The organism is Flavobacterium sufflavum (assembly GCF_004016525.1).
Taxonomy (GTDB): Bacteria; Bacteroidota; Bacteroidia; order Flavobacteriales; family Flavobacteriaceae; genus Flavobacterium; species Flavobacterium sufflavum.
The window spans coordinates 420,738-446,384 of record NZ_SACJ01000003.1 but is presented as its reverse complement, the minus strand read 5'-3'; the positions used below and the strand labels follow the sequence as shown (position 1 = coordinate 446,384).

Genomic DNA, 25,647 nt, shown 5'->3' with positions numbered 1-25,647 from the left:
AAGACATGGCAAAATTGACAAAAAAGCAAAAAGAGGCTGCTTCAAAAATTGAAAAGAACAAATTATACTCTTTAAAAGATGCAGCTGCATTAATTAAAGTTGTTGCTTCTGCAAAATTTGATGAGTCTGTTGATATCGCAGTACGTTTGGGTGTTGATCCAAGAAAAGCGAATCAAATGGTGAGAGGTGTGGTTACATTACCTCATGGAACTGGTAAAGATGTAAAAGTATTAGCATTAGTTACTCCAGATAAGGAAGCTGAAGCTAAAGAAGCTGGAGCTGATTATGTAGGTCTTGATGACTATTTACAAAAAATTAAAGACGGTTGGACAGATGTTGATGTAATCATCACTGTACCTGCTGTTATGGGTAAATTAGGTCCATTAGGTCGTATTTTAGGACCTAGAGGTTTAATGCCTAACCCTAAAACAGGAACAGTAACTATGGATGTTGCTAAAGCTGTTGCAGAGGTAAAAGCTGGTAAAATTGACTTTAAAGTTGACAAAACTGGTATCGTACATGCAGGAATTGGTAAAGTTTCTTTTGGAGCTGAGCAAATTTATGACAATGCACACGAAATTATTCAAACATTAATCAAACTTAAGCCAACTGCTGCTAAAGGTACCTATATTAAAGGTATTCACCTTACAAGCACAATGAGTCCTGCGATTGCATTAGACCCAAAAGCAGTATAATTGGTAGTTAAAAATTTTTAGTATGACTAGAGAAGAAAAATCAATCGCGATTGAAGATTTAACTGCACAGTTAGCTGGTACAAATATTATTTATGTATCTGATATTTCTGGACTTGATGCAGAAGCGACTTCAAACTTAAGAAGAGCTTGTTTTAAAGCAGGGATTAAATTAGAAGTTGTTAAAAATACATTGCTTGCAAAAGCTATGGAAGCTTCTGATAATGATTATGGTGATTTACCTTCGGTATTGACTGGTAACAGTGCTATCTTCATTTCAGATGTTGCAAATGCACCTGGAAAAGTAATTAAAGATTTCAGAAAAAAAGCTGCTAAGCCTCTTTTGAAAGGAGCTTACATCAACTCTGAAATTTATATTGGTGATGATCAATTAGATGCATTAGCTACTATTAAATCTAAAGAAGAGCTTATTGGAGAACTTATTGGATTATTACAATCTCCAGCTCAAAGAATTATTTCTGCACTTCAAAACCAGTTTTCTGGAGAAGAAACAGAAGCATAATAAAATGGAGCTAACGCTCTGTTTTATTTAAGTGTGCGCACAATAAATAAATTATAATTTCACAAATCATTTTAAAAGATAGAAAAAATGGCAGATTTGAAACAATTCGCAGAACAATTAGTTAACTTGACAGTTAAAGAAGTTAACGAATTAGCAACAATATTAAAAGATGAGTACGGTATCGAACCAGCTGCTGCAGCTGTAGTAGTTGCCGCAGGAGGAGACGGTGGTGCTGCTGTTGAAGAGCAAACTGAATTTACAGTTGTATTGAAAGAGGCTGGTGCTTCTAAATTAGCAGTTGTAAAATTAGTTAAAGAATTAACTGGTTTAGGTTTGAAAGAAGCTAAAGACGTAGTTGACGGTGCTCCATCAAACGTTAAAGAAGGTGTTTCTAAAGAAGAGGCTGAAGGTCTTAAAAAATCTTTAGAAGAAGCTGGAGCTGTAGTTGAGCTTAAATAAGTTTAAACAGTTTTAAAAACTAGGTTTAGGTCTTGAGTTAATCACTCAAAGCCTAAACCATTTTTCGTATAATAAAATAGTTCAAATTTTATTATCAAATAGTTTAAAATACGAAAAAGTTTTTGATCAGTACGAAGAAAGAAAATTGAACCGGGTTTATCGGTTTATTTTTAAAGATGTATTGATTATAAAAAGAAAGTATAAATTAAACAATGTGTTTTTGCACAAAAAATAACTACTTTTTTTTAATCAAAATTTTGTCCATTGATGATAACAAATCAGACTGAAAGATTGAATTTTGCCTCTACAAAAAATATACCTCAGTATCCGGATTTTCTGGATGTTCAGGTTAAATCTTTTCAAGATTTTTTTCAATTAGAAACTAAATCAGACGAAAGAGGCAACGAAGGCCTATACAACACCTTCATGGAAAACTTTCCAATTACAGATACAAGAAATAACTTTGTATTGGAATTCCTGGATTATTTTGTTGACCCACCACGTTATACAATTCAAGAATGTATAGAAAGAGGTCTAACACATAGTGTACCTTTAAAAGCAAGGTTAAAACTATATTGTACTGACCCAGAACACGAAGATTTTGAGACTATTGTTCAGGATGTTTATCTTGGTACAATACCTTACATGACTCCAAGTGGAACTTTTGTTATTAACGGTGCTGAACGTGTAGTTGTTTCCCAGCTTCACAGATCTCCAGGTGTTTTCTTCGGACAATCATTCCACGCAAATGGAACAAAATTATATTCTGCCAGAGTAATTCCTTTTAAAGGATCTTGGATAGAATTTTCTACTGATATCAATAGCGTAATGTACGCTTATATCGATAGAAAGAAAAAATTACCTGTAACTACTTTATTCCGTGCTATCGGTTTCGAAAGAGATAAGGATATCCTTGAAATTTTCGACCTTGCTGAAGAAATTAAAGTATCTAAAACAGGACTTAAGAAATATATCGGTAGAAAATTAGCTGCCCGTGTATTGAATACATGGCATGAAGATTTCGTAGATGAGGATACTGGTGAGGTAGTTTCTATCGAACGTAACGAGATTATCCTTGATCGTGATACAATTATCGATAAAGATAATGTTGAAGAAATCATCGATTCTAACGTTAAATCTATTTTGTTGCATAAAGAAGACGCTAATCAGGCTGATTACGCTATCATTCACAATACGTTACAAAAAGATCCAACAAACTCTGAAAAAGAAGCTGTTGAGCATATCTACAGACAATTGCGTAACGCAGAACCGCCTGATGAAGAAACTGCTCGTGGTATTATAGATAAATTGTTCTTCTCTGACCAACGTTACAACTTAGGTGAAGTAGGTCGTTACAGAATGAACAAGAAATTAAGTCTTGATATTCCTATGGACAAACAAGTTTTGACCAAAGAAGATATCATTACTATCGTGAAGTATTTAATTGAGTTGATAAACGCTAAGGCAGATATCGATGATATTGACCACTTATCAAACCGTCGTGTTAGAACAGTTGGAGAACAATTGTCTCAACAATTCGGTGTTGGTTTAGCACGTATGGCTAGAACTATTCGTGAGAGAATGAACGTTAGAGATAACGAGGTGTTTACACCAATTGATTTGATTAATGCTAAAACATTATCGTCAGTTATCAACTCTTTCTTTGGAACTAACCAGTTATCTCAATTTATGGATCAAACGAATCCATTAGCTGAGATTACACACAAAAGAAGATTATCTGCACTTGGACCAGGTGGACTTTCGAGAGAGAGAGCCGGATTTGAGGTTCGTGACGTTCACTATACGCACTATGGACGTTTATGTCCTATTGAAACACCAGAGGGACCAAACATTGGTTTGATTTCTTCTCTTGGAGTTTATGCTAAAGTAAACGGAATGGGATTCATTGAGACTCCTTACCGTAAAGTTACTGATGGTGTGGTTGATTTAGTTTCTGAGCCAACTTACTTAAGTGCTGAAGAAGAAGAAGGAATGTTGATTGCGCAAGCCAACATTGAAATGGAAGATTCTGGAAAAATTACTGCTGAAAACGTAATTGCGCGTGAAGAAGGAGATTTCCCGGTTATCGATCCTTCTAAAGTACATTATACTGACGTTGCTCCTAACCAAATCGCTTCGATTTCTGCATCTTTGATTCCTTTCTTGGAGCATGATGATGCGAACCGTGCGTTGATGGGATCTAACATGATGCGTCAGGCCGTTCCATTGATACGTCCTGAAGCTCCAATTGTAGGTACTGGTTTAGAGCGTCAAGTAGCTTCTGACTCTAGAGTATTGATTAATGCTGAAGGGCATGGTACTGTAGAATATGTAGATGCTAATATCATTACTATCAAATACGATCGTTCTGAGGAAGAAAGAATGGTAAGTTTTGATGCTGATGAAAAGACATATAACTTAATTAAATTCAGAAAAACGAACCAAGGAACAAGTATTAACTTGAAACCTATCGTAAGAAAAGGTGATAGAGTTGTTCCTGGACAAGTATTGTCAGAAGGTTATGCTACTGAAAATGGAGAACTTGCTTTAGGTAGAAACTTAAAAGTAGCGTTCATGCCATGGAAAGGGTACAACTTCGAGGATGCAATTGTAATTTCTGAGAAAGTTGTTCGTGATGATATCTTTACTTCAATCCACGTAGACGATTACTCATTAGAGGTAAGAGATACTAAATTAGGTAACGAAGAGTTAACGAATGATATTCCTAACGTTTCTGAAGAGGCTACTAAAGACTTAGATGAAAACGGTATGATTAGAATTGGTGCCGAGGTTAAACCTGGTGATATTCTTATCGGAAAAATTACACCAAAAGGAGAATCTGATCCAACTCCGGAAGAGAAATTGCTTCGTGCAATCTTCGGGGATAAAGCTGGTGATGTAAAAGATGCTTCATTAAAAGCTTCTCCATCTTTACACGGTGTTGTTTTAGACAAAAAATTATTTGCAAGAGCAGTAAAAGATAAACGTAAACGTACTCAGGACAAAGATGCTTTAGGAGCACTTGAAATGGAGTTTGAAGTTAAATTTACTGAACTAAAAGATAGATTAATTGAAAAACTTTTCTTAATCGTAAACGGAAAAACATCACAAGGTGTAATGAACGATTTGGGTGAAGAAGTTTTGCCAAAAGGTAAAAAATATACCCAAAAAATGCTTTACGCAGTTGAAGATTTTGCTCACTTAAGCAAAGGTCAATGGGTAGCTGATGATGCAACTAATAAGTTAGTTAATGATTTGATTCATAACTATAAAATTAAGTTGAACGATTTACAAGGAGCTTTAAGAAGAGAGAAATTCACTATCACTGTTGGAGATGAATTGCCATCAGGAATTTTGAAATTAGCTAAGGTTTATATCGCTAAGAAACGTAAGTTAAAAGTAGGGGATAAGATGGCGGGACGTCACGGTAACAAAGGTATTGTTGCTCGTATTGTTCGTCATGAAGATATGCCTTTCCTTGAAGACGGAACACCGGTTGATATCGTGTTGAACCCACTTGGGGTACCTTCTCGTATGAACATTGGTCAAATTTATGAAACTGTTCTTGGATGGGCTGGACAAAAATTAGGTAGAAAATATGCTACTCCAATTTTTGACGGTGCTTCTCTTGACCAAATCAATGAATTGACTGACGAAGCTGGAATTCCACGTTTTGGACATACTCATCTTTATGATGGTGGTACAGGAGAGCGTTTCCATCAGGCAGCAACTGTGGGTGTAATTTACATGTTGAAATTAGGACACATGGTTGACGATAAGATGCACGCACGTTCTATTGGTCCATACTCGTTGATTACTCAACAACCACTTGGAGGTAAAGCTCAATTTGGAGGTCAGCGTTTTGGAGAGATGGAGGTTTGGGCACTTGAGGCTTATGGTGCTTCTAGTACACTTCGTGAAATCTTGACTGTTAAATCTGATGACGTAATTGGTAGAGCTAAAACTTACGAAGCTATCGTAAAAGGTGAAACTATGCCAGAACCAGGATTACCTGAATCATTCAATGTATTAATGCACGAATTGAAAGGTCTTGGATTAGATATTAGATTAGAAGAGTAATATACATTTAGAGTTAATCAGTCTCATTTTCATGGGGCTGATTACTCATTTTAAAGTTTTTAGGATTTATACCCGTAAACCGTTCCGATTTTTTATACAAACCAAAGAGGTTTTATAACTAGCACTTCAAAATAGTCGTTTGAAGTTTAGAGAAGTAATTCGAGGTAGTGTTGGAGTTGTTAATTCGACTTTAACAAAAATCAATTTTTAATTGCAAATAAATCAATAGTAAAAACTATGATGAATAATAGAAATAATAAAGAGAAAAACCAGGTAAAAAGGTTTGACAAAATTTCGATAGGACTAGCTTCTCCTGAATCAATCTTGAAAGAATCAAGAGGTGAAGTTTTAAAGCCAGAAACTATCAACTATAGAACACACAAACCAGAGCGTGACGGACTTTTCTGCGAAAGAATCTTCGGACCTGTAAAAGATTTCGAATGTGCTTGTGGTAAATACAAAAGAATCCGTTACAAAGGAATCATTTGCGACCGTTGTGGTGTTGAAGTTACTGAGAAAAAAGTACGTAGAGATAGAGTTGGTCACATCAACTTAGTTGTGCCTATTGCCCACATTTGGTATTTCCGTTCTCTTCCTAATAAAATAGGTTATATCCTTGGTCTTCCATCTAAGAAATTAGATATGATCATTTACTACGAAAGATACGTAGTAATCCAGGCAGGTATCGCTAAAAATGCAGATGGAGAATCATTACAAAGATTAGATTTCTTAACTGAAGAAGAGTACTTAAATATTTTAGATACACTTCCACAGGATAACCAATATTTAGATGATTTTGATCCTAATAAATTTGTTGCCAAAATGGGAGCAGAATGTATTATGGATTTATTAGCTCGTATTGATTTAGATCAATTGTCTTACCAATTAAGACACTCAGCTAATAACGAAACGTCTAAACAACGTAAAACAGAAGCATTAAAAAGATTACAAGTAGTTGAATCTTTCCGTGAGTCTAACCTGAACCGTGAGAACCGTCCTGAGTGGATGATTATGAAAGTAGTTCCTGTTATTCCACCAGAATTACGTCCGCTTGTGCCACTTGATGGAGGTCGTTTTGCAACTTCAGATTTGAATGACTTATATCGTCGTGTAATTATCCGTAACAACCGTTTGAAAAGATTAATGGAGATTAAAGCTCCAGAAGTAATCTTAAGAAACGAAAAACGTATGTTGCAAGAATCAGTAGATTCATTATTTGATAACACTCGTAAAGCTTCTGCTGTTAAAACAGAATCAAACAGACCATTAAAATCATTATCTGATTCCTTAAAAGGTAAGCAAGGACGTTTCCGTCAAAACTTACTTGGAAAACGTGTAGATTATTCTGCCCGTTCGGTAATTGTTGTTGGACCTGAATTGAAATTATTCGAATGTGGATTGCCAAAAGATATGGCAGCTGAATTATACAAACCTTTTGTTATCCGTAAATTGATAGAAAGAGGAATTGTAAAAACAGTTAAATCTGCTAAGAAAATTATAGATAAAAAAGAACCTGTAGTTTGGGATATTCTAGAGAACGTAATTAAAGGACACCCGGTATTACTGAACCGTGCTCCTACTTTGCACCGTTTAGGTATTCAGGCTTTCCAACCAAAATTAATTGAAGGAAAAGCAATCCAATTACACCCATTAGTATGTACGGCTTTCAACGCGGATTTTGATGGTGACCAGATGGCAGTTCACTTGCCATTAGGACCAGAAGCAATCCTTGAAGCTCAATTATTAATGTTAGCTTCTCACAATATCTTGAACCCTGCTAATGGTGCTCCTATTACGGTACCTTCTCAGGACATGGTTTTGGGTCTTTATTATATGACCAAAGAGCGTTTGTCTACTCCGGAAAAGAAAATTTTAGGAGAAGGACTTACTTTTTACTCTGCTGAAGAAGTAAATATTGCATTAAACGAAGGAAGATTAGAATTGAATGCTCGTGTGAGAATTAGAGCAAAAGATTTTAATGATGAAGGAGAATTAGTATACAAAATTATCCAAACAACAGCTGGTCGTGTATTATTTAATGAAGTAGTACCAGAAGCTGCAGGATATATCAATGATGTATTGACTAAGAAAAACTTAAGAGATATTATCGGTCACGTATTAAATTCAACAAGTGTACCTGAAACGGCTGCCTTCTTGGATAACATGAAAGATATGGGGTATAAATTCGCTTTCCGCGGAGGATTATCATTCTCATTAGGTGATATTAGAATTCCTGAGCAAAAAACACAATTGATTGCTGACGCCAGAGAGCAAGTAGAAGGAATTTCTGCTAACTATAACATGGGTCTTATTACAAATAACGAGCGTTACAACCAGGTTATTGACGTATGGACTTCTGCGAATGCACAATTGACAGAATTAGCAATGAAAAACATTAGAGAAGACCAACAAGGTTTCAACTCTGTGTATATGATGCTTGACTCTGGAGCTCGTGGATCTAAAGAGCAAATTCGTCAGTTAACCGGTATGCGTGGTTTGATGGCTAAGCCTAAAAAATCGACTGCTGGTGGTGGTGAGATTATTGAAAACCCGATTCTTTCTAACTTTAAGGAAGGTCTTTCTATTCTTGAGTACTTTATCTCTACTCACGGTGCTCGTAAAGGTCTTGCGGATACGGCTCTTAAAACAGCCGATGCTGGATACTTGACTCGTAGATTACATGACGTTTCTCAAGACGTTATTGTTAATATCGAAGATTGTGGAACTCTTAGAGGTGTTGAAGTTTCAGCATTGAAAAAGAATGAAGAAATCGTTGAATCATTAGGAGAAAGAATTTTAGGACGTGTTGCATTACAAGATGTAATTAATCCTCTTACTAATGAAGTATTGGTAGCTTCAGGGCAACAAATTACCGAGACAATTGTGAAGGCAATTGAAGCTTCTCCTTTAGAAAAAGTAGAAGTACGTTCTCCATTAACTTGTGAGGCTTTAAAAGGTATTTGTACTAAATGTTACGGACGTAACCTTGCAACAGGAAAAATGACTCAAAGAGGTGAGGCGGTAGGAGTAATTGCTGCTCAGTCTATTGGAGAGCCAGGTACACAGTTAACACTTCGTACATTCCACGTTGGAGGGGTTGCAGGAGGTATCTCTGAGGAGTCTAGCATCATTGCTAAATTCCCTGGAAAACTTGAAGTTGAAGATTTGAAAACTGTAAAAGGTGAGGATAACGAAGGAAACGAAGTGGATATCGTTGTGTCTCGTTCTACAGAATTGAAATTAGTTGACGAAAAAACAGGTATTGTATTAAATACTCACAATATTCCTTACGGATCTAGTATTTATGTAAAAGACGGTATGTCAATTGCAAAAGGAGATGTAATCTGTAAATGGGATCCATATAACGGGGTTATTGTTTCTGAGTTTACAGGTAAAATTGCTTACGAAGATTTAGAACAAGGACAAACGTTCATGGTTGAAATCGATGAGCAAACCGGATTCCAGGAAAAAGTAATTTCTGAAGCCAGAAATAAAAAATTAATTCCTACTTTATTAGTTTATGGTAAAGATGGTGAATTGATTCGTTCTTACAACTTACCAGTTGGAGCTCACTTGATGGTTGAAGATGGAGAGAAAATTAAAGCAGGTAAAGTATTGGTTAAAATCCCACGTCGTTCTTCTAAATCAGGAGATATCACGGGAGGTTTACCAAGAATTACTGAGCTTTTAGAGGCTCGTAACCCTTCTAACCCAGCTGTAGTTTCTGAAATTGACGGTGTTGTTTCTTTTGGAAAAATCAAGAGAGGTAACCGTGAGATTATCATCGAATCTAAATTTGGTGAGGTTAAGAAATACTTAGTGAAATTATCTAGTCAAATTCTTGTTCAGGAAAATGACTTCGTAAGAGCGGGTGTTCCTTTGTCTGATGGAGCTATTACTCCGGATGATATCTTGAGAATTCAAGGTCCAGCGGCTGTTCAACAGTATTTGGTTAACGAAATTCAAGAGGTTTACCGTTTACAAGGGGTAAAAATTAATGACAAGCACTTTGAGGTAGTTATTCGTCAAATGATGCGTAAAGTTCAGGTTCAGGATCCGGGAGATACATTATTCTTGGAAGATCAATTGATCCATACTAAAGACTTTATTGTTGAAAACGATAAGTTGTATGGTATGAAAGTGGTTGAGGATGCAGGAGATTCTTCTAACTTAAAAGAAGGTCAAATTGTAACTCCTCGTCAATTGAGAGATGAGAATTCATTGTTGAAACGTTCTGATAAAAACCTGGTAGTTGCCCGTGATGTTGTTACTGCAACAGCAACTCCAATATTACAAGGTATTACAAGAGCTTCGCTTCAAACGAAATCATTTATTTCTGCTGCTTCTTTCCAGGAAACAACAAAAGTATTAAACGAAGCTGCTGTAGCTGGTAAAGTGGATCTTTTAGAAGGATTGAAAGAGAATGTTATTGTAGGACACAGAATCCCTGCTGGTACAGGTATGAGAGAATACGATAACGCTATTGTAGGTTCTAAAGAAGATTACAACGATATGATGGCAAACAAAGAAGAATATATTTATTAATAAATAATATGTTTTTAAATTAAATAAAATAGAAAGATTACCTCGTGTATTCTTTCTATTTTTAATTTTAAACAGTTTTGTTTTAAAACTTTTGATATGAAAGAACAACAAGAACAAATCAATATTGAATTAGACGAGAAAACCGCAGAAGGTATTTACTCTAATTTGGCTATAATTAATCATTCTTCTTCGGAGTTTGTTTTGGATTTTGTAAGTATCATGCCTGGTGTTCCTAAAGCTAAGGTGAAGTCAAGAATTGTTTTGACACCGCAACACGCCAAGCGATTATTGAAGGCTATAGGTGAAAATATTCATCGTTTTGAAGTCGCTCACGGCGAAATCAAAGATACCGAACAGGCACCAATTCCGCTTAATTTTGGTCCTGCCGGACAAGCATAAAACTCATAAAGGCTTTCATTTACTGAAAGCCTTTTTTTATGGTATTACTTTTTTAGGAGGTATTTGCTTTGCAATTTTAAGAATCAATTCCCCTTTTTTAGTAGCTAAACGAGTATTAGAGTAGTTTATCGGAAATTTTTTTTCTTGTTTTTATATTGCAATAGCTTTGGTTCATAATAAAATTAGAACTGAAGAATAGAAGCCATGAACAACTTAAAAACAAATAACACTGACTCTAAATTGATACAATCAATATTTGTATTTGTATTGTTTTTTATGTTTTCTTTTTCAGGATTTAGTCAGTCTCGATCTACTGCCAGTGTTGATTTTAATGGAAAAACAGAATCAACTAACGTAAAATTAGAAAGTTCAAGAGCTGCTTCTAACATGGAATTTGCACTTTGGTTTATGGGAACAAAACAAGATCCAAATTCTACATTATCTACTGAAGAAACTAATACTAAAAAAATGATTATGACTTCTGGAATTGCTCCTAATCGTTTGTTGATTAAAGCTTTTTTGAAAAAAGTAGTAAACTATGAAAACTCATTATCTTAAGCTTAAAATATAAAATCATAAAAAAACGGTCTCATTTAATGAGACCGTTTTTTTGTGGAATTAAGTGTCGTTTTAATCTAATTCAGAAGTAAAGAACAATTTAACACTTGGGTATTTGTTTTGTGTCATTTGGATTGTAAAGTCTGAATCAGCCAGGAAAACCAATTGATCGTATTTGTCTTTAGCAAGGAATTTTTGTTTGATTCGTTTGAATTCTTTGAACTCCTCATTTTTAGCATCATCTGGTTTTACCCAACAAGCTTTGTGTACCGGGAAATTTTCATAAGTACATTTAGCGCCATATTCGTGCTCTAAACGGTATTGAATTACTTCATATTGAAGTGCTCCTACAGTACCAATCACTTTTCGATTGTTCATTTCTAAAGTAAACAACTGCGCTACACCTTCGTCCATTAATTGGTCAACCCCTTTGTCTAGCTGTTTTGCCTTCATTGGGTCGGCATTATTGATGTATCTAAAATGTTCTGGAGAGAAACTTGGAATTCCTTTGAAATTCATGATTTCACCTTCGGTTAAGGTGTCTCCAATTTTGAAATTTCCGGTATCGTGAAGCCCTACAATATCTCCGGGATAAGAGATGTCAACAATTTCTTTTTTCTCTGCGAAAAAGGCATTCGGGCTGGAGAATTTTAGATTTTTCTTTTGACGAACGTGATAATACGGTTTGTTTCTTTCAAAAGTTCCGGAAACAATTTTTATAAAAGCCAAACGGTCACGGTGCTTCGGATCCATATTGGCATGGATTTTAAAAACAAATCCGGATAGTTTTTCTTCTTTTGGATTAACTAATCTGGTTTCTGATTCTTTCGGTCTAGGAGAAGGAGCAATTGTAACAAAACAGTCTAGTAATTCTCTAACACCAAAATTGTTCAACGCAGAACCAAAAAACACAGGCTGCAGTTTTCCGTCTAAATAATCCTGTTGATTGAATTTTGGATAAACTTCGTCAATTAATTCTAATTCTTCACGTAATCTATCGGCTGGTTTTTGACCGATTATCTTTTCTAGTTCAGGACTTTGTACGTCTGAAAAAGCGATTGTTTCTTCAATGTTTTTACGGCTGTCTCCGCTAAATAAATTGATGTTTTGTTCCCAAAGATTATAAATTCCTTGAAAGTCATAACCCATTCCAATAGGAAAACTCAATGGAGTAACGGTAAGACCTAATTTTTGTTCTACTTCGTCCATCAAATCGAAAGCATCATGTCCTTCACGATCTAATTTGTTGATGAAAACAATAATTGGAATTTTTCGCATTCTACAAACAGCAACTAATTTTTCAGTTTGTTCCTCAACTCCTTTTGCTACGTCAATTACCACAATAACACTGTCAACAGCGGTTAAGGTTCTAAAAGTATCTTCGGCAAAATCCTTGTGTCCGGGAGTATCAAGAATATTGATTTTTTTGTCTTTGTAGTTGAATGCTAAAACAGAAGTAGATACCGAGATTCCTCTTTGACGTTCAATTTCCATGAAGTCACTGGTAGCTCCTTTTTTTATTTTGTTGTTTTTTACAGCTCCTGCTTCCTGGATTGCGCCCCCAAAAAGAAGGAGTTTTTCAGTAAGAGTTGTTTTTCCGGCATCGGGATGCGAGATAATTCCAAAGGTTCTTCTACGTTGTATTTCTTTTAAAAAGCTCATGTGTAAATATAAATAGTTTGCAAAAGTACTATTTATATATGCGATTTGAAAATAAATAAGTCGTCTCTTGATTTGCTGTACTTTAGTGCTAGATTACTCTTTTCGGGTTTGCGCTACGCACTTGAGAAAAGTCTTTACTAAAGTAGCTGATTTTTTTGAGTATAATTTTTTGTTAATAGTAAGGTGGATAGTTGTATAATGTAATTGAATTGTTATTTTTGTTCGTTTTTACTATAACAAATTATAAATAATGTGCTTTTAAGTTGTTGTTTTACCAATTGATAAATCACGTTTAGATAACAACTAAAAAAAATAAAATTTCAAAAGCAAATGCCTTTAAAATCCTTAAGAATGAAATCCATAAATATTAAAAATGTACTTCTGTTTTTTGCCATGTTATTTTTAAATACTGTAGTGAATGCTCAGGAAATTATAAAAGATAGCGCTGTTGTTGCAGAGAAAAAAGTGACTCCGGGTCAAAGACAAAAAGTAGATGGTGTTATAGCTACCGTAGGAGATTATATAATTTTGGATTCTGATATTGATAAGGCTTATTTAGAGATTTCGAGCCAGGGAGGTTCTGTAAAGGATATTTCCAGATGTCAAATGTTGGGAAAATTGCTTGAGGATAAATTATATGCGCATCAAGCAGTTCAGGATAGTGTTAAGGTAACGGATGCTGAAGTAAAATCGATGATGGAAGAGCGTTTGAATTATATGGTTCAACAACTTGGGTCGATTGAAAAAGTGGTGAAATATTATAAGAAGGATTCTGAGGAAGAATTTAGAAGTTATTTCTTTGATATTTTGAAAGAGAATAAGTTGACATCTGAAATGCAAAAGAAGATAGTTGACGGTGTTGAGATTACTCCTGAAGAAGTTCGTAATTTCTTCAAGAAATTACCTAAAGATGAATTGCCTGTTTTTGGTGCAGAAATGGAAGTGGCGCAAATCATTGTTGAGCCTAAGATAACTGCAGCTGAAAAACAAAAAGTAATTGACCGATTGAATGGTTTTAAAAAGGACATTCAGGAAGGTTCCAGTTTTGCTACAAAAGCAGTTTTGTATTCGCAGGATCCGGGATCAAGATCCAGTGGTGGATTTTATAAAATGACAAGAAAAACGCCGTTTGTAAAAGAGTTTAAAGATGTTGCTTTCAGTCTTAGTGAAGGAGAAATATCAGCGCCATTTGAAACAGAATATGGTTATCATATTATTTACCTGGAGAAAATTAAAGGACAGGAATTAGAATTGCGTCATATTTTGTTAAGTCCTACAGTGACTAAAGAAGCTTTGGATGAAGCTAAAGAGAAAGCAACATTGATTAGAAAACGAATCATGGATAAAGAAATTTCTTTTGCTGATGCGGCGAGAACAATGTCAGATCAAAAAGAAACAAGAGCTAATGGTGGGGTTTTGATTAATCCAAATACACAGGATACCCGTTTTGAATTGACTAAAATGGATCCTACTTTGTATTCTCAGGTTTCAAATTTAAAAGATAATGATATTTCGGCACCTATTTTAGACGAGACTCCATCAGGAAAAAAACAGTACAAATTGATTACTGTTACTAATCGAATTAATGAGCATACGGCTGATTACGCTAAAGATTATGTTAAGATTAAAGAATTAGCATTGAAGGAAAAACAAATCAAAGCAATTGCAAAATGGTTTGATGAGAAAATTAAAGAGACTTATATCAAAATTATTGGCGAATACAGAGATTGTAATTTTACAAATAATTGGTTGAAAAAATAATTTGGTCAAGATAACTAAAAAGAGTTAGCTTTATGAATTCATAGAGTTAGCTCTTTTTTAATTTAAAATAGTTTTAAAATGTCTGATGTAGCGGCAATACATAATTTGGTTCAGAAAAGAGCTGAGTTGAAAAAAGAAATAGCAAAAATCATTGTAGGTCAGGAAGCAGTGATAGATCAAATATTATTGTGTGTTTTTTCAGGAGGGCATGCGCTTTTGGTTGGTGTTCCCGGTTTGGCTAAAACATTGATGGTAAATACTATTTCGGAAGCATTAGGGCTTCATTTTAAAAGAATCCAGTTTACGCCTGATTTAATGCCTTCGGATATTTTAGGAAGTGAAATTCTGGATGAAAACCGCCAGTTTAAATTTGTAAAAGGCCCTGTTTTTTCGAATATTATTTTAGCGGATGAGATTAACAGAACGCCGCCTAAAACACAGGCAGCTTTATTGGAAGCTATGCAGGAACGCTCGGTGACAATTGCAGGGATAAATCATAAATTAGACTTGCCCTATTTTGTTTTGGCGACTCAAAATCCAATTGAGCAAGAAGGAACTTATCCTTTGCCGGAGGCGCAGTTAGATCGTTTTATGTTTGCTGTTAAACTCGAATATCCTTCGTTTGAAGAAGAGGTTCAGGTGGTGAAAAGAACTACTTCAGATGTGGTTCATCAAATTAATCCCTTATTTACAGCTCAGGAAATTATAGATTTTCAACATTTAATTCGGAGGATTCCTGTGGCTGATAATGTGGTGGAATATGCGGTAACTTTAGTGGGTAAAACGCGTCCTGATAGTAAATTTGCAACTGATTATGTTAAGAATTATTTAGATTGGGGAGCAGGACCAAGAGCTTCTCAAAACTTGATTTTAGCGGCTAAGGCTCATGCTGCTTTTAATGGGAAATTTTCTCCCGATATTGAGGATGTAGTAGCTGTGGCTAACTCGGTATTAAGACATCGAATTATAAAAAACTACAAAGCTGATGCCGAAGGGATTACCGAAGAGATGATAATTGCTAAATTACTTTAGTCTCTTAGCTGTTGCTATAGAAAAATACCCCTTTCAATGTAACAACATTTTTTAAGTTTGTTAGAAATTAGTTTGCCTATTTATTGATTGTTTATAAAATAAGGGAAAAATTGCTTTTATCTCTTAATTTGTGGGCTTTAAGGGTGGTTTTTTTAATAATAAATCTTTTGTGAATTGAGGAGGATTAAATTTTTTTTAAATCTCAGCTTAAATAACTAAATTTGCATCACAAATAAAAAAAATCTAAAATTTTGGCATTTGATTTTGAATAGTTCAAGGGAATTTGCCATTAACTTTGAAAATACTCTATTATGAATACTTATAAGGATTATATCCAAGAGATTGAAGAGCGAAAAGGTCAGGGTCTTCACCCAAAACCGATTGATGGTGCTGAATTATTAAGCGAAATCATTACGCAAATTAAAGATTTAAATAACGAATATAGAGCAGATTCTCTTAACTTCTTTATTTATAATGTTGTTCCTGGAACTACTCCTGCTGCTACTGTAAAAGCTAATTTTTTAAAAGAGATTGTTCTAGGTCAATCAGTAGTTGCTGAAATTACGCCTGCTTTTGCTTTAGAGTTATTGTCGCATATGAAAGGTGGAACTTCTATAAAGGTTTTACTTGATTTAGCTTTAGGTAATGATGTTGCTATTGCAAAAGATGCTGCGGAAGTTTTAAAAACACAAGTTTTTCTTTATGAGGCCGATACAGATCGTTTAGCTGAGGCTTTCAAAAGCGGTAACGAAATTGCTAAAGATATTTTAGAGAGCTATGCTAAGGCTGAGTTCTTTACTAAATTACCTGAGATTGCTGAAGAAATTAAGGTCGTTACTTTTATTGCTGGTGAAGGAGATATTTCAACTGATTTACTTTCTCCAGGAAACCAGGCTCACTCTCGTTCAGATCGTGAACTTCATGGGAAATGTTTAATTTCTCCTGAAGCACAAGCTGAAATTAAAGCATTAGCAGAAGCGAATCCTGATAAGAGCGTGATGTTAATCGCTGAAAAAGGAACTATGGGTGTAGGTTCTTCAAGAATGTCAGGTGTAAACAACGTGGCACTTTGGACTGGAAAACAAGCAAGTCCTTATGTTCCATTTATTAATATTGCTCCAATCGTTGCAGGAACAAACGGTATTTCTCCAATTTTCTTAACAACTGTTGATGTTACTGGAGGTATTGGTTTGGATCTTAAAAACTGGGTTAAAAAATTAGACGAAAATGGAAAACCTCTTCTTAATGAAAGCGGTGATCCTATTCTAGAGGAGGTTTACTCTGTAGCTACAGGTACTGTTCTTACAATCAATACAAAGACAAAGAAACTTTATAACGGCGATAAAGAATTAATAGATATTTCTAAGGCATTCACGCCTCAGAAAATTGAATTTATAAAAGCTGGTGGGTCTTACGCAATTGTATTTGGGAAAAAATTACAAACATTTGCTTCAAAAACTCTTGGTATTGATATTGTTCCTGTATATGCTCCTTCAAAAGAGGTTTCTGTTGAAGGACAAGGTCTTACAGCTGTAGAGAAAATATTTAATAAAAACGCGGTTGGAACAACTCCGGGTAAAGTTTTACATGCTGGTTCAGATGTTCGTGTTACCGTAAATATTGTTGGTTCGCAAGATACAACTGGTTTAATGACTTCTCAGGAATTAGAGTCTATGGCTGCTACTGTGATTTCTCCAATCGTTGACGGTGCTTACCAATCAGGTTGTCATACTGCTTCAGTTTGGGATAATAAATCTAAGGCAAATATTCCTAGATTAATGAAATTCATGAACGATTTCGGATTGATCACAGCTCGTGACCCTAAAGGCGTTTATCACTCAATGACAGATGTAATTCACAAAGTACTTAATGATATTACTGTAAACGAGTGGGCTATCATCATCGGTGGTGACTCTCATACAAGAATGTCTAAAGGTGTTGCTTTTGGTGCTGACTCAGGGACTGTTGCTCTTGCATTGGCTACTGGTGAGGCTTCAATGCCAATTCCGGAATCTGTGAAGGTAACTTTCAAAGGAGATATGAAAGGGTATATGGATTTCCGTGATGTAGTTCATGCTACTCAAGCTCAAATGTTGAAACAATTTGGTGGAGAGAACGTATTCCAAGGTAGAATCATTGAGGTTCATATTGGAACTCTTAATGCGGATCAGGCATTTACTTTTACGGATTGGACTGCAGAAATGAAAGCAAAAGCTTCTATCTGTATTTCTGAAGATTATACCTTGATTGAATCTCTTGAGATGGCTAAAGGTAGAATCCAGATCATGATCGACAAAGGAATGGATAATAAAAATCAAGTTCTTAAAGGATTGATTGCTATTGCTGATAAGAGAATTGCTGAGATTATTTCAGGTGAGAAACCAGCCTTAAGACCAGATGCAAATGCTAAGTATTACGCTGAAGTTGTTGTAGATCTTGATCAAATTGCTGAGCCAATGATTGCAGATCCGGACGTAAATAATGCTGATGTTTCTAAAAGATATACTCACGATACTATCAGACCTCTATCATTCTATGGTGGAGTTAAACAAGTAGATCTTGGATTTATCGGATCTTGTATGGTTCACAAGGGCGATATGAAAATCCTTGCTCATATGCTTAAAAATATTGATGAGCAAGAAGGTAAAGTTGAGTTCAAAGCACCACTAGTTGTAGCTCCTCCTACTTATAATATTGTTGATGAATTAAAAGCAGAAGGTGACTGGGAAATTTTACAAAAATATTCTGGTTTTGAATTCGACGATAATGCTCCGAAAGCAGCAGCACGTACTTCATACGAAAAAATGCTATACTTAGAGCGTCCGGGTTGTAATCTTTGTATGGGTAACCAGGAAAAAGCGGCTAAAGGAGATACGGTTATGGCAACATCTACTCGTCTTTTCCAAGGAAGAGTCGTAGAAGATACGGAAGGTAAAAAAGGAGAGTCTTTACTTTCTTCTACACCGGTTGTGGTATTATCTACAATCCTTGGTAGAACTCCAACTATAGAAGAATATAAAGCTGCAGTAGAAGGGATCAACCTGACTAAGTTTGCGCCTTCTCATAAGTTGCTAGTTAAATAATCATAAGATTAGTTAATCATAATTCAAAAGCCCGAGTGATAAACTCGGGCTTTTTTTATAGCTAATTTTTTTGTATCTTGTATGTTTGAAAATTTTAATAACACACAATATATAATCTTATGGCATTTGATATTGAAATGATTAAAAAAGTGTATGACAACATGGTAAGCCGTGTTGATGCTGCACGTGAGATTGTTGGTCGTCCACTTTCTTTGACTGAGAAGATTTTGTACAGTCACCTTTGGGATGGTATTGCTAAACAGGCATACGGAAGAGGGGTGGATTATGTTGATTTTGCTCCCGATAGAGTGGCATGTCAGGATGCAACTGCGCAAATGGCATTGTTACAATTTATGCACGCTGGAAAATCAAAAGTGGCAGTGCCTACAACAGTACATTGTGATCACTTGATTCAGGCTAAAGTAGGAGCTTCTACTGATTTAGCTGTGGCAAATACTCAGTCTAAAGAAGTTTTTGATTTCTTGTCATCAGTTTCTAATAAATATGGTATTGGTTTCTGGAAACCGGGATCAGGGATTATTCACCAAATCGTTCTTGAAAATTATGCATTCCCAGGAGGAATGATGATTGGTACCGATTCTCACACTGTAAATGCAGGTGGGTTAGGTATGTTGGCAATTGGTGTTGGTGGTGCTGATGCTGTGGATGTAATGTCAGGAATGTCCTGGGAGTTGAAATTCCCTAAATTAATCGGGGTAAAATTAACCGGGAAATTATCTGGTTGGACTGCTCCAAAAGATGTAATCTTAAAAGTAGCTGATATTCTTACTGTAAAAGGTGGAACTGGTGCTATTGTTGAATATTTTGGTGAAGGTGCTACTAATATGTCTTGTACCGGTAAAGGTACAATCTGTAATATGGGTGCTGAAATTGGTGCTACAACTTCTACTTTCGGCTATGATGATTCCATGAGAAGGTATTTAGCTGCAACTGACCGTCAGGATGTAGTGGACGCTGCTGATAAAGTAGCGGCTTATTTGACTGGAGATCCTGAAGTGTATGCTAATCCGGAACAATATTTTGATCAGTTAATTGAGATTAATCTTTCAGAATTAGAACCGCATATCAATGGTCCTTTTACTCCGGATAGAGGTACTCCGGTTTCACAAATGAAAGCTGAAGCTGCTGCAAATGGATGGCCATTGAAGGTAGAGTGGGGATTAATTGGTTCTTGTACCAACTCTTCTTATGAAGATATGTCTCGTGCTGCTTCAATTGTAGAGCAGGCGGTTGCACATGGCATTACACCTAAGGCTGAATTCGGGATCAATCCAGGATCTGAGCAAATTCGTTATACTATCGAAAGAGACGGAATTATCGCAACTTTCGAAAAAATGGGAACTAAAGTGTTTACCAATGCTTGTGGACCTTGTATCGGGCAATGGGATAGGGCTGGTGCTGATAAAGGAGAGAAAAACACTATTGTACACTCGTTTAACCGAAACTTCTCAAAAAGAGCTGATGGTAACCCAAATACCCATGCTTTTGTAACATCTCCGGAAATGGTGGCTGCACTGGCAATTTCAGGAAGATTGGATTTTAATCCTATTACCGACACCCTAATCAATGATAATGGAGAAGAAGTGAAATTAATTGCTCCTGAAGGTGATGAATTGCCAAAAAGAGGATTTGATGTTGAGGATGCCGGTTTTCAGGCGCCAGCTGCTGATGGTTCAGCTGTGAAAATTGCGGTAAGCGAAACTTCAGATCGTTTGCAATTGTTAGCTCCATTTGATGCCTGGGACGGTAAAAATATTACGGGTGCTAAATTGCTTATCAAGGCTTTTGGAAAATGTACTACCGATCATATTTCTATGGCTGGTCCATGGTTGCGTTTCCGAGGGCATTTAGATAATATTTCTAACAATATGTTGATTGGTGCAGTTAATGCTTATAATCAAAATACAAATTCAGTTAAGAATCAATTGACTGGTGCTTATGATGCGGTTCCTGCTGTAGCCCGTGCTTACAAAGCGGCCGGAATTCCTTCGATTGTTGTTGGGGATCAAAACTATGGGGAAGGTTCTTCCCGTGAGCATGCTGCAATGGAACCACGTTTCTTAGGAGTAAAAGCGGTATTGGTGAAATCTTTTGCCCGTATCCATGAAACTAACCTTAAAAAACAAGGTATGTTGGCTTTGACATTTGCTAATGAGGCTGATTATGATAAAATACAGGAGGATGATACAATTAACTTTGTAGATTTAGTTGATTTTGCTCCGGGAAAACCATTAACATTAGAATTTGTTCATGCTGATGGTTCTAAGGATGTTGTCTTGGCTAATCATACGTATAATGCAAGTCAAATTGGTTGGTTTGTTGCGGGATCAGCATTAAATTTAATTGCTGCTGAAGCATAATTTATTTTTTATTATAAAAAAATGCGTTCTGTGTAAACAGAGTGCATTTTTTTTGAATATCTGCTAAAAAATAGCTTAAAGTGCTGTTCGTATTGGGTTTATTGGTATTAAAATGTTAAATTCGCTTTTGTCAATTTTTTGATATTAGAAATATGATTTTTAAATATTGTTTCTTTAATAAATTGAAAATAAATAAGTTGTGTTTTTGCTTAAAAAGTTTTTATGAGGTGTAAGTTTTGGATTTTATTATTGGTTCTGTTTAGCGCGTTTAATGGTTTTTCTCAGGAAAAATTCATTCAACATTCGGTTGCTAAAGGTGAAACAATATCCAAAATTGCAGAACAATACCATGTAAAACCAGCGGCTATTTATGAAATCAATCCCGATGCTAAGAAAGGAATAAAATTTAAAGAAATTTTGTTGGTGCCTGTTGGTTCTTCTACAGATAAAAAATCGGTGGTTGATGCTTCTAAATCAAATGTTGCTCAAAAAGAACATTTAGTTTTGGCTAAAGAAACTTTATACGGGATTGCTAAGCAATACGGAGTTAAAGTTGCTGATTTGTATAGTTTAAATCCTCTGTTGGAAAAAAGAGGTTTGCGAGTTGGAAATTCTATTAATGTTCCTGATGTTGAATCGAAGGATTTGGTTGTAGAAAATACTCCTAAAAAGGAAGTTTCGAAAACAGAAATTAAGATTGAGGAGCCTAAAAAAGAAGTTGTTCAGTTAAATTCAGTAAAGAAAGATACTTTAGCTGTTGTTGACAATAGTTTTAAAGGAAATATTCTTAAGGAGGTATTAGCAAAAGAAACACTTTATGGTATTGCTAAAGAATATGGGGTTTCAGTAGTTGATATTGAAAAAGCCAATCCAATATTAGAAAAGCAATCGTTGAGAATTGGCCAGAAAATTGTAATTCCAACTACTAATAAGCAATTATTTGAAACAAATAGTGATGTTGCTATTATTAAGAAAGAGGAAGTAAAGCTTGAACCTAAAAATGAAACAGCTGTAGTTGTAGAAAGAGAAACTAAGGTTGTAAATGATTTTCAGGTAGAACTGAGTCATGAAGTTTTGGCTAAAGAAACGAAATACGGAATAGCAAAACAATATGGGCTTACGGTAAAAGAATTGGAAGCTCAGAACCCTAAGATTGTAAATAAGCTTTTAGTAGGAGAGAAATTAACGATTCGTACTTCAAAATCGAATGTTAAAACAGCGACAAAATACGATTTTAGTGATGATACTTTAGTTGATGATGGAGTAGGAGTTAATTACAATATGAAATCATTCCAAGGGACTGATTTAATAGATCAGTTGATTTCTACGGCTTCTGAAAATATTGGAGTGCGCTATAGAACAGGAGGTACTACTAAAGATGGTTTTGATTGTTCGGGATTGATGTGTACTACTTTTGGAGCATTTGATATTCAATTGCCTAGAACATCTTTTGAGCAATCTCAATTTGGGATGAAAATTGATGCTGAAAATGCTCAAAAAGGAGATTTAATATTTTTTAAGACCAATGGAAGAAGCCAAATTAATCATGTAGGAATGGTTGTTGAAGTTTGTGATGGAGATATTAAATTTATTCACGCTTCAGTGGGGGGAGGAGTTATTATTTCGTCAATAAAAGAAAAATATTATAGTAAGAGAGTAACTCAAATCAATAGGGTTTTATAGATTCGAATTGAAATTTTAAACACAAAAAAAGCGCTATTCTAGCGCTTTTTTTGTGTTTAAAATTTTACATGGTTTTTATTTTAACACATGAAATGTTTTTTAGTTTTAGTTTGCTGACTTTTTTTAGCAAGCCTGTTTGTTGATTTCTTTTAAAGACTATTATGCTTTGGCTGTTCATATTGGCTACAATTAAAAATTTTCCACTAGGGTCAATAGCAAAATTCCGTGGATGATTTCCTAAGCTGGATTGTGTGCTAACATTTTTTAGGGAACCGTCTTTTTCTATGCTGTAAATGGAAATGTTGTTTTCTATTCCTCTATTCGAGACATATAAAAATTTTCCATCCGGAGAAATGAGAATTTCAGCACTACCAAAATCTTTTGTCTCTTTTTTAGATTGAATTTTGATTCTGTCAATAAGGTTTAGCTGTCCTTTTTCAAAGCTGTAGGCGCTTATGGCTCCGGCAATTTCTTCAATAGAATAGCTCCATTTTTTATTGGGATGAAACGCAAAATGTCTAGGGCCACTTCCTGGGATACTTTTTACAAAACTACTGTTGCTGGTATCTAAAGGTTCTTTTTTGTAGCTGTCAAAAGGGAAGATTCTGATTTTATCTGCTCCTAAGTCAGGAGAAATAATGTAGTTGTTGTCAGGAGAAAAAAACACAGAATGTACATGAGAGCTTTTTTGTCTTTCGGGATTGATGCTTCCTTCGGTAAAAGGGATGTATTGTACAATTGGATCTATTTTTCCGTCTTCAGCAATAGGAAAAACGGAGATGCTGCTTCCTGTATAATTGGCGTCGACAAGCCATTTTCCGGTGTGATCTATTGAGAGATAGGCTGGGTTTTCTCCATTTGTTTTTTGACTGTTTAAAAATGTCAGACTTTTGTTTTGAGGGTCAAATTTAAAACTGCTAACACTGCCTGCATTTGGGGTTCTGCTTTCGGTACAGGCGTATAAAAACTTTCCGTCATTTGATAAGCTAAGATAAGAAGGATTTGAAATGTTATTGATACTGGTTATTTTGGTTAATTTTCCTTTGATAGTATCTAATTGGTAAACATAGATTCCTTCTGCATTTTTGTCAGGGGTATAAGAACCAAAAAAGACATAGCTGTTTTGAGAATAAGTAGTGTAAAAGCTAATTAAAGCGAGTAATAATAGTATCGTTTTTTTCAAGGTTTTTGTTTTAGATGGTGAAGTTCAAAAGTATTCCTTTTTTCGAATAAAATATAAAAATACAAAAGCCAGTAAGATTACTGGCTTCTGTTTAATTAGATATTAAAGTTTTTAAATGATAATACGAATGAGTTCTCCGTTTTTGTTAATCATTTCAAGGCGGACACTTTGTTGTTCATCTTTACCGTTTAAAAGTTTTGAAACGGTTTCGATGTCTTTTGCTTTTACGTTGTCAATGCTTAAGATGATGCTTCCTTTTAATTCTTCAGCATATTGACTTAAATTTTCGTTGTTGATTGATTTGATTTTTACACCATAATCTACGTGGAATTTCTTTTTGTCGGCTGCCGAAATACTTTCTAATTCAATTCCTTTAAATTCAGTATTAAACAATTCGTTTTTACTTAAGGTTACCGGAATGGTTCTAGTTTCGTCATTTCTTACGATAGTGACATTAACTTTGTCATTTGGACGTTTTGTATTAATATATCCTGTAAGGTCAGCGTATGTGTTAATTTCCTTATTGTCAATTTTTACGATAACATCACCTTTTTTCAAGCCGGCTTTGTCAGCACCTGTGCTTTTTCCAACATTATCAATGTAGAAGCCTTCGGTTTGTTTTGTCCCAAGTTCTTTAGATACTTTTGCGTTCAATTCACCTCCCACAACTCCTAAAATTCCACGTTGTACATTTCCATATTCCATGATGTCTTCAATTATTTTACGTGCAATATTGGAAGGAACGGCAAAAGAATAACCTACATAAGAACCAGTCATAGAAGTAATCATGGTGTTGATTCCAATTAAATCACCACGGGTGTTTACTAATGCACCGCCACTGTTTCCCGGGTTTACTGCAGCATCGGTTTGAATGAAAGATTGGATTCCGTCAGTGCCCAGGTTTCTGGCTTTGGCCGAAACAATTCCTGCAGTTACTGTGGAAGTTAGATTGTATGGATTCCCAACAGCAAGTACCCATTCGCCCACTTTTACATCATCTGAATTTCCAAATGTGCTATAAGGGAGTTTTTCATCGGCATCAATTTTTAATAGTGCAATATCCATTTTAGAATCGGTACCAATAAGTTTTGCTTTGTATGATTTTTTGTTGTTTAAGGTAATTTCAATTTCCGAAGCATCCTTAACCACGTGATTATTGGTTACAATATAACCATCTTCTGAAATGATTACTCCCGAACCGGTACCAACTTGTTCTTGGGATTGACCTCCTCTGTAGCCGTAGAAAAATTCGAGCATTGGGTCGCTTACTTTTTGGTAAGAAACATTTTTTACGTGAACTACAGTATGGATTGTTTTATCTGCCGCTTCAGTAAAATCTAATACATCTGAAGATAAGCCGACTCTCTTTGTATAAGCATCGGGTGCCAGAGTTGTTAGTGTCTTTCTGTTATTCGAAAAATAACCATCATTGTCAAATAATAATTTATAAGCCCCCAGTGTTGTGGCTCCGCTTAAAAGAGATACTAAAAATAGATTTGAGAATCGTTTCATAATAGTAAGCATTTTGTGTTATTTGTAGAGTAAATTTAAAATGAAATTTGAATGTTAAAAAACACTTTAACGCTGTTTAACAATGATTAACATT

At 35.2% G+C, this 25,647-nt stretch carries 15 protein-coding genes; 12 read left to right on the top strand and 3 right to left on the bottom strand.

Translation table 11 applies throughout. The features are described 5' to 3' along the window. Positions 1 to 5 precede the first annotated feature (5 nt). The 7 genes from rplA to EOD40_RS07590 all read left to right on the top strand — a co-directional run bounded on the left by rplA (position 6) and on the right by EOD40_RS07590 (position 11,256). Positions 6 to 695 (top strand): 50S ribosomal protein L1, encoded by a 690-nt coding sequence (rplA, locus tag EOD40_RS07620; RefSeq protein ID WP_035659888.1) that lies wholly within the window; start codon positions 6 to 8, stop codon positions 693 to 695. Between the two features lie 22 nt (positions 696 to 717). Further along, entirely contained in the window at positions 718 to 1,215 is a 498-nt protein-coding gene (rplJ, locus tag EOD40_RS07615; RefSeq protein WP_128194293.1) for a 50S ribosomal protein L10, read from the top strand. Positions 1,216 to 1,302: 87 nt separating this feature from the next. Next, positions 1,303 to 1,674 (top strand): 50S ribosomal protein L7/L12, encoded by a 372-nt coding sequence (rplL, locus tag EOD40_RS07610; protein WP_128194292.1) that lies wholly within the window; start codon positions 1,303 to 1,305, stop codon positions 1,672 to 1,674. A gap of 267 nt (positions 1,675 to 1,941) precedes the next feature. Then, positions 1,942 to 5,754 carry a DNA-directed RNA polymerase subunit beta gene (gene rpoB, locus EOD40_RS07605; protein WP_128194291.1) on the top strand — a complete coding sequence of 1,271 codons (3,813 nt, stop codon included), beginning with the start codon at positions 1,942 to 1,944 and terminating at the stop codon, positions 5,752 to 5,754. A 237-nt stretch (positions 5,755 to 5,991) separates the two neighbouring features. After that, positions 5,992 to 10,299, top strand: coding sequence for a DNA-directed RNA polymerase subunit beta' (gene rpoC / locus EOD40_RS07600; protein ID WP_128194290.1), 4,308 nt, complete (start codon positions 5,992 to 5,994; stop codon positions 10,297 to 10,299). Positions 10,300 to 10,395: 96 nt separating this feature from the next. Next, on the top strand, positions 10,396 to 10,698 hold the full coding sequence (locus EOD40_RS07595) for a DUF3467 domain-containing protein (protein ID WP_128194289.1): 303 nt from the start codon (positions 10,396 to 10,398) through the stop codon (positions 10,696 to 10,698). Between the two features lie 204 nt (positions 10,699 to 10,902). Then, on the top strand, positions 10,903 to 11,256 hold the full coding sequence (locus tag EOD40_RS07590; RefSeq protein ID WP_128194288.1) for a hypothetical protein: 354 nt from the start codon (positions 10,903 to 10,905) through the stop codon (positions 11,254 to 11,256). Between the two features lie 72 nt (positions 11,257 to 11,328). On the opposite strand, the gene EOD40_RS07585 is transcribed toward EOD40_RS07590, so the two are convergent. Next, on the bottom strand, positions 11,329 to 12,918 hold the full coding sequence (locus EOD40_RS07585) for a peptide chain release factor 3 (protein WP_128194287.1): 1,590 nt from the start codon (positions 12,916 to 12,918) through the stop codon (positions 11,329 to 11,331). A 330-nt stretch (positions 12,919 to 13,248) separates the two neighbouring features. Between EOD40_RS07585 and EOD40_RS07580 the strand changes: the two genes are divergently transcribed. The 5 genes from EOD40_RS07580 (at position 13,249) to EOD40_RS07560 (ending at position 22,858) form a co-directional block, all read left to right on the top strand. Beyond that, entirely contained in the window at positions 13,249 to 14,679 is a 1,431-nt protein-coding gene (locus tag EOD40_RS07580) for a peptidylprolyl isomerase (protein ID WP_128194286.1), read from the top strand. A 78-nt stretch (positions 14,680 to 14,757) separates the two neighbouring features. Continuing rightward, positions 14,758 to 15,711, top strand: coding sequence for an AAA family ATPase (locus EOD40_RS07575; RefSeq protein WP_128194285.1), 954 nt, complete (start codon positions 14,758 to 14,760; stop codon positions 15,709 to 15,711). A gap of 311 nt (positions 15,712 to 16,022) precedes the next feature. After that, positions 16,023 to 18,794, top strand: coding sequence for a bifunctional aconitate hydratase 2/2-methylisocitrate dehydratase (locus EOD40_RS07570; protein WP_128194284.1), 2,772 nt, complete (start codon positions 16,023 to 16,025; stop codon positions 18,792 to 18,794). Between the two features lie 119 nt (positions 18,795 to 18,913). Then, entirely contained in the window at positions 18,914 to 21,175 is a 2,262-nt protein-coding gene (locus tag EOD40_RS07565) for an aconitate hydratase (protein ID WP_128194283.1), read from the top strand. A 222-nt stretch (positions 21,176 to 21,397) separates the two neighbouring features. Beyond that, positions 21,398 to 22,858, top strand: coding sequence for a peptidoglycan endopeptidase (locus EOD40_RS07560; RefSeq protein ID WP_128194282.1), 1,461 nt, complete (start codon positions 21,398 to 21,400; stop codon positions 22,856 to 22,858). 64 nt (positions 22,859 to 22,922) lie between these two features. Here the strand turns inward: EOD40_RS07560 and EOD40_RS07555 are convergent, their stop codons facing one another. Both EOD40_RS07555 and EOD40_RS07550 read right to left on the bottom strand, forming a co-directional pair. Beyond that, positions 22,923 to 24,041, bottom strand: coding sequence for a lactonase family protein (locus EOD40_RS07555; RefSeq protein ID WP_128194281.1), 1,119 nt, complete (start codon positions 24,039 to 24,041; stop codon positions 22,923 to 22,925). A 111-nt stretch (positions 24,042 to 24,152) separates the two neighbouring features. Then, complete coding sequence (locus tag EOD40_RS07550) at positions 24,153 to 25,553, bottom strand: trypsin-like peptidase domain-containing protein (protein WP_128194280.1); 1,401 nt, start codon at positions 25,551 to 25,553, stop codon at positions 24,153 to 24,155. Positions 25,554 to 25,647 lie beyond the last annotated feature (94 nt).

Excerpts from the sequence above, each read along its gene's own strand:
- rplA (WP_035659888.1), top strand. The coding sequence starts at position 6 with ATGGCAAAATTGACAAAAAAGCAAAAAGAGGCTGCTTCAAAAATTGAA.
- rplJ (WP_128194293.1), top strand. The coding sequence starts at position 718 with ATGACTAGAGAAGAAAAATCAATCGCGATTGAAGATTTAACTGCACAG.
- rplL (WP_128194292.1), top strand. The coding sequence starts at position 1,303 with ATGGCAGATTTGAAACAATTCGCAGAACAATTAGTTAACTTGACAGTT.
- rpoB (WP_128194291.1), top strand. The coding sequence starts at position 1,942 with ATGATAACAAATCAGACTGAAAGATTGAATTTTGCCTCTACAAAAAAT.
- rpoC (WP_128194290.1), top strand. The coding sequence starts at position 5,992 with ATGATGAATAATAGAAATAATAAAGAGAAAAACCAGGTAAAAAGGTTT.
- EOD40_RS07595 (WP_128194289.1), top strand. The coding sequence starts at position 10,396 with ATGAAAGAACAACAAGAACAAATCAATATTGAATTAGACGAGAAAACC.
- EOD40_RS07590 (WP_128194288.1), top strand. The coding sequence starts at position 10,903 with ATGAACAACTTAAAAACAAATAACACTGACTCTAAATTGATACAATCA.
- EOD40_RS07585 (WP_128194287.1), bottom strand. The coding sequence starts at position 12,918 with ATGAGCTTTTTAAAAGAAATACAACGTAGAAGAACCTTTGGAATTATC.
- EOD40_RS07580 (WP_128194286.1), top strand. The coding sequence starts at position 13,249 with ATGCCTTTAAAATCCTTAAGAATGAAATCCATAAATATTAAAAATGTA.
- EOD40_RS07575 (WP_128194285.1), top strand. The coding sequence starts at position 14,758 with ATGTCTGATGTAGCGGCAATACATAATTTGGTTCAGAAAAGAGCTGAG.
- EOD40_RS07570 (WP_128194284.1), top strand. The coding sequence starts at position 16,023 with ATGAATACTTATAAGGATTATATCCAAGAGATTGAAGAGCGAAAAGGT.
- EOD40_RS07565 (WP_128194283.1), top strand. The coding sequence starts at position 18,914 with ATGGCATTTGATATTGAAATGATTAAAAAAGTGTATGACAACATGGTA.
- EOD40_RS07560 (WP_128194282.1), top strand. The coding sequence starts at position 21,398 with ATGAGGTGTAAGTTTTGGATTTTATTATTGGTTCTGTTTAGCGCGTTT.
- EOD40_RS07550 (WP_128194280.1), bottom strand. The coding sequence starts at position 25,553 with ATGAAACGATTCTCAAATCTATTTTTAGTATCTCTTTTAAGCGGAGCC.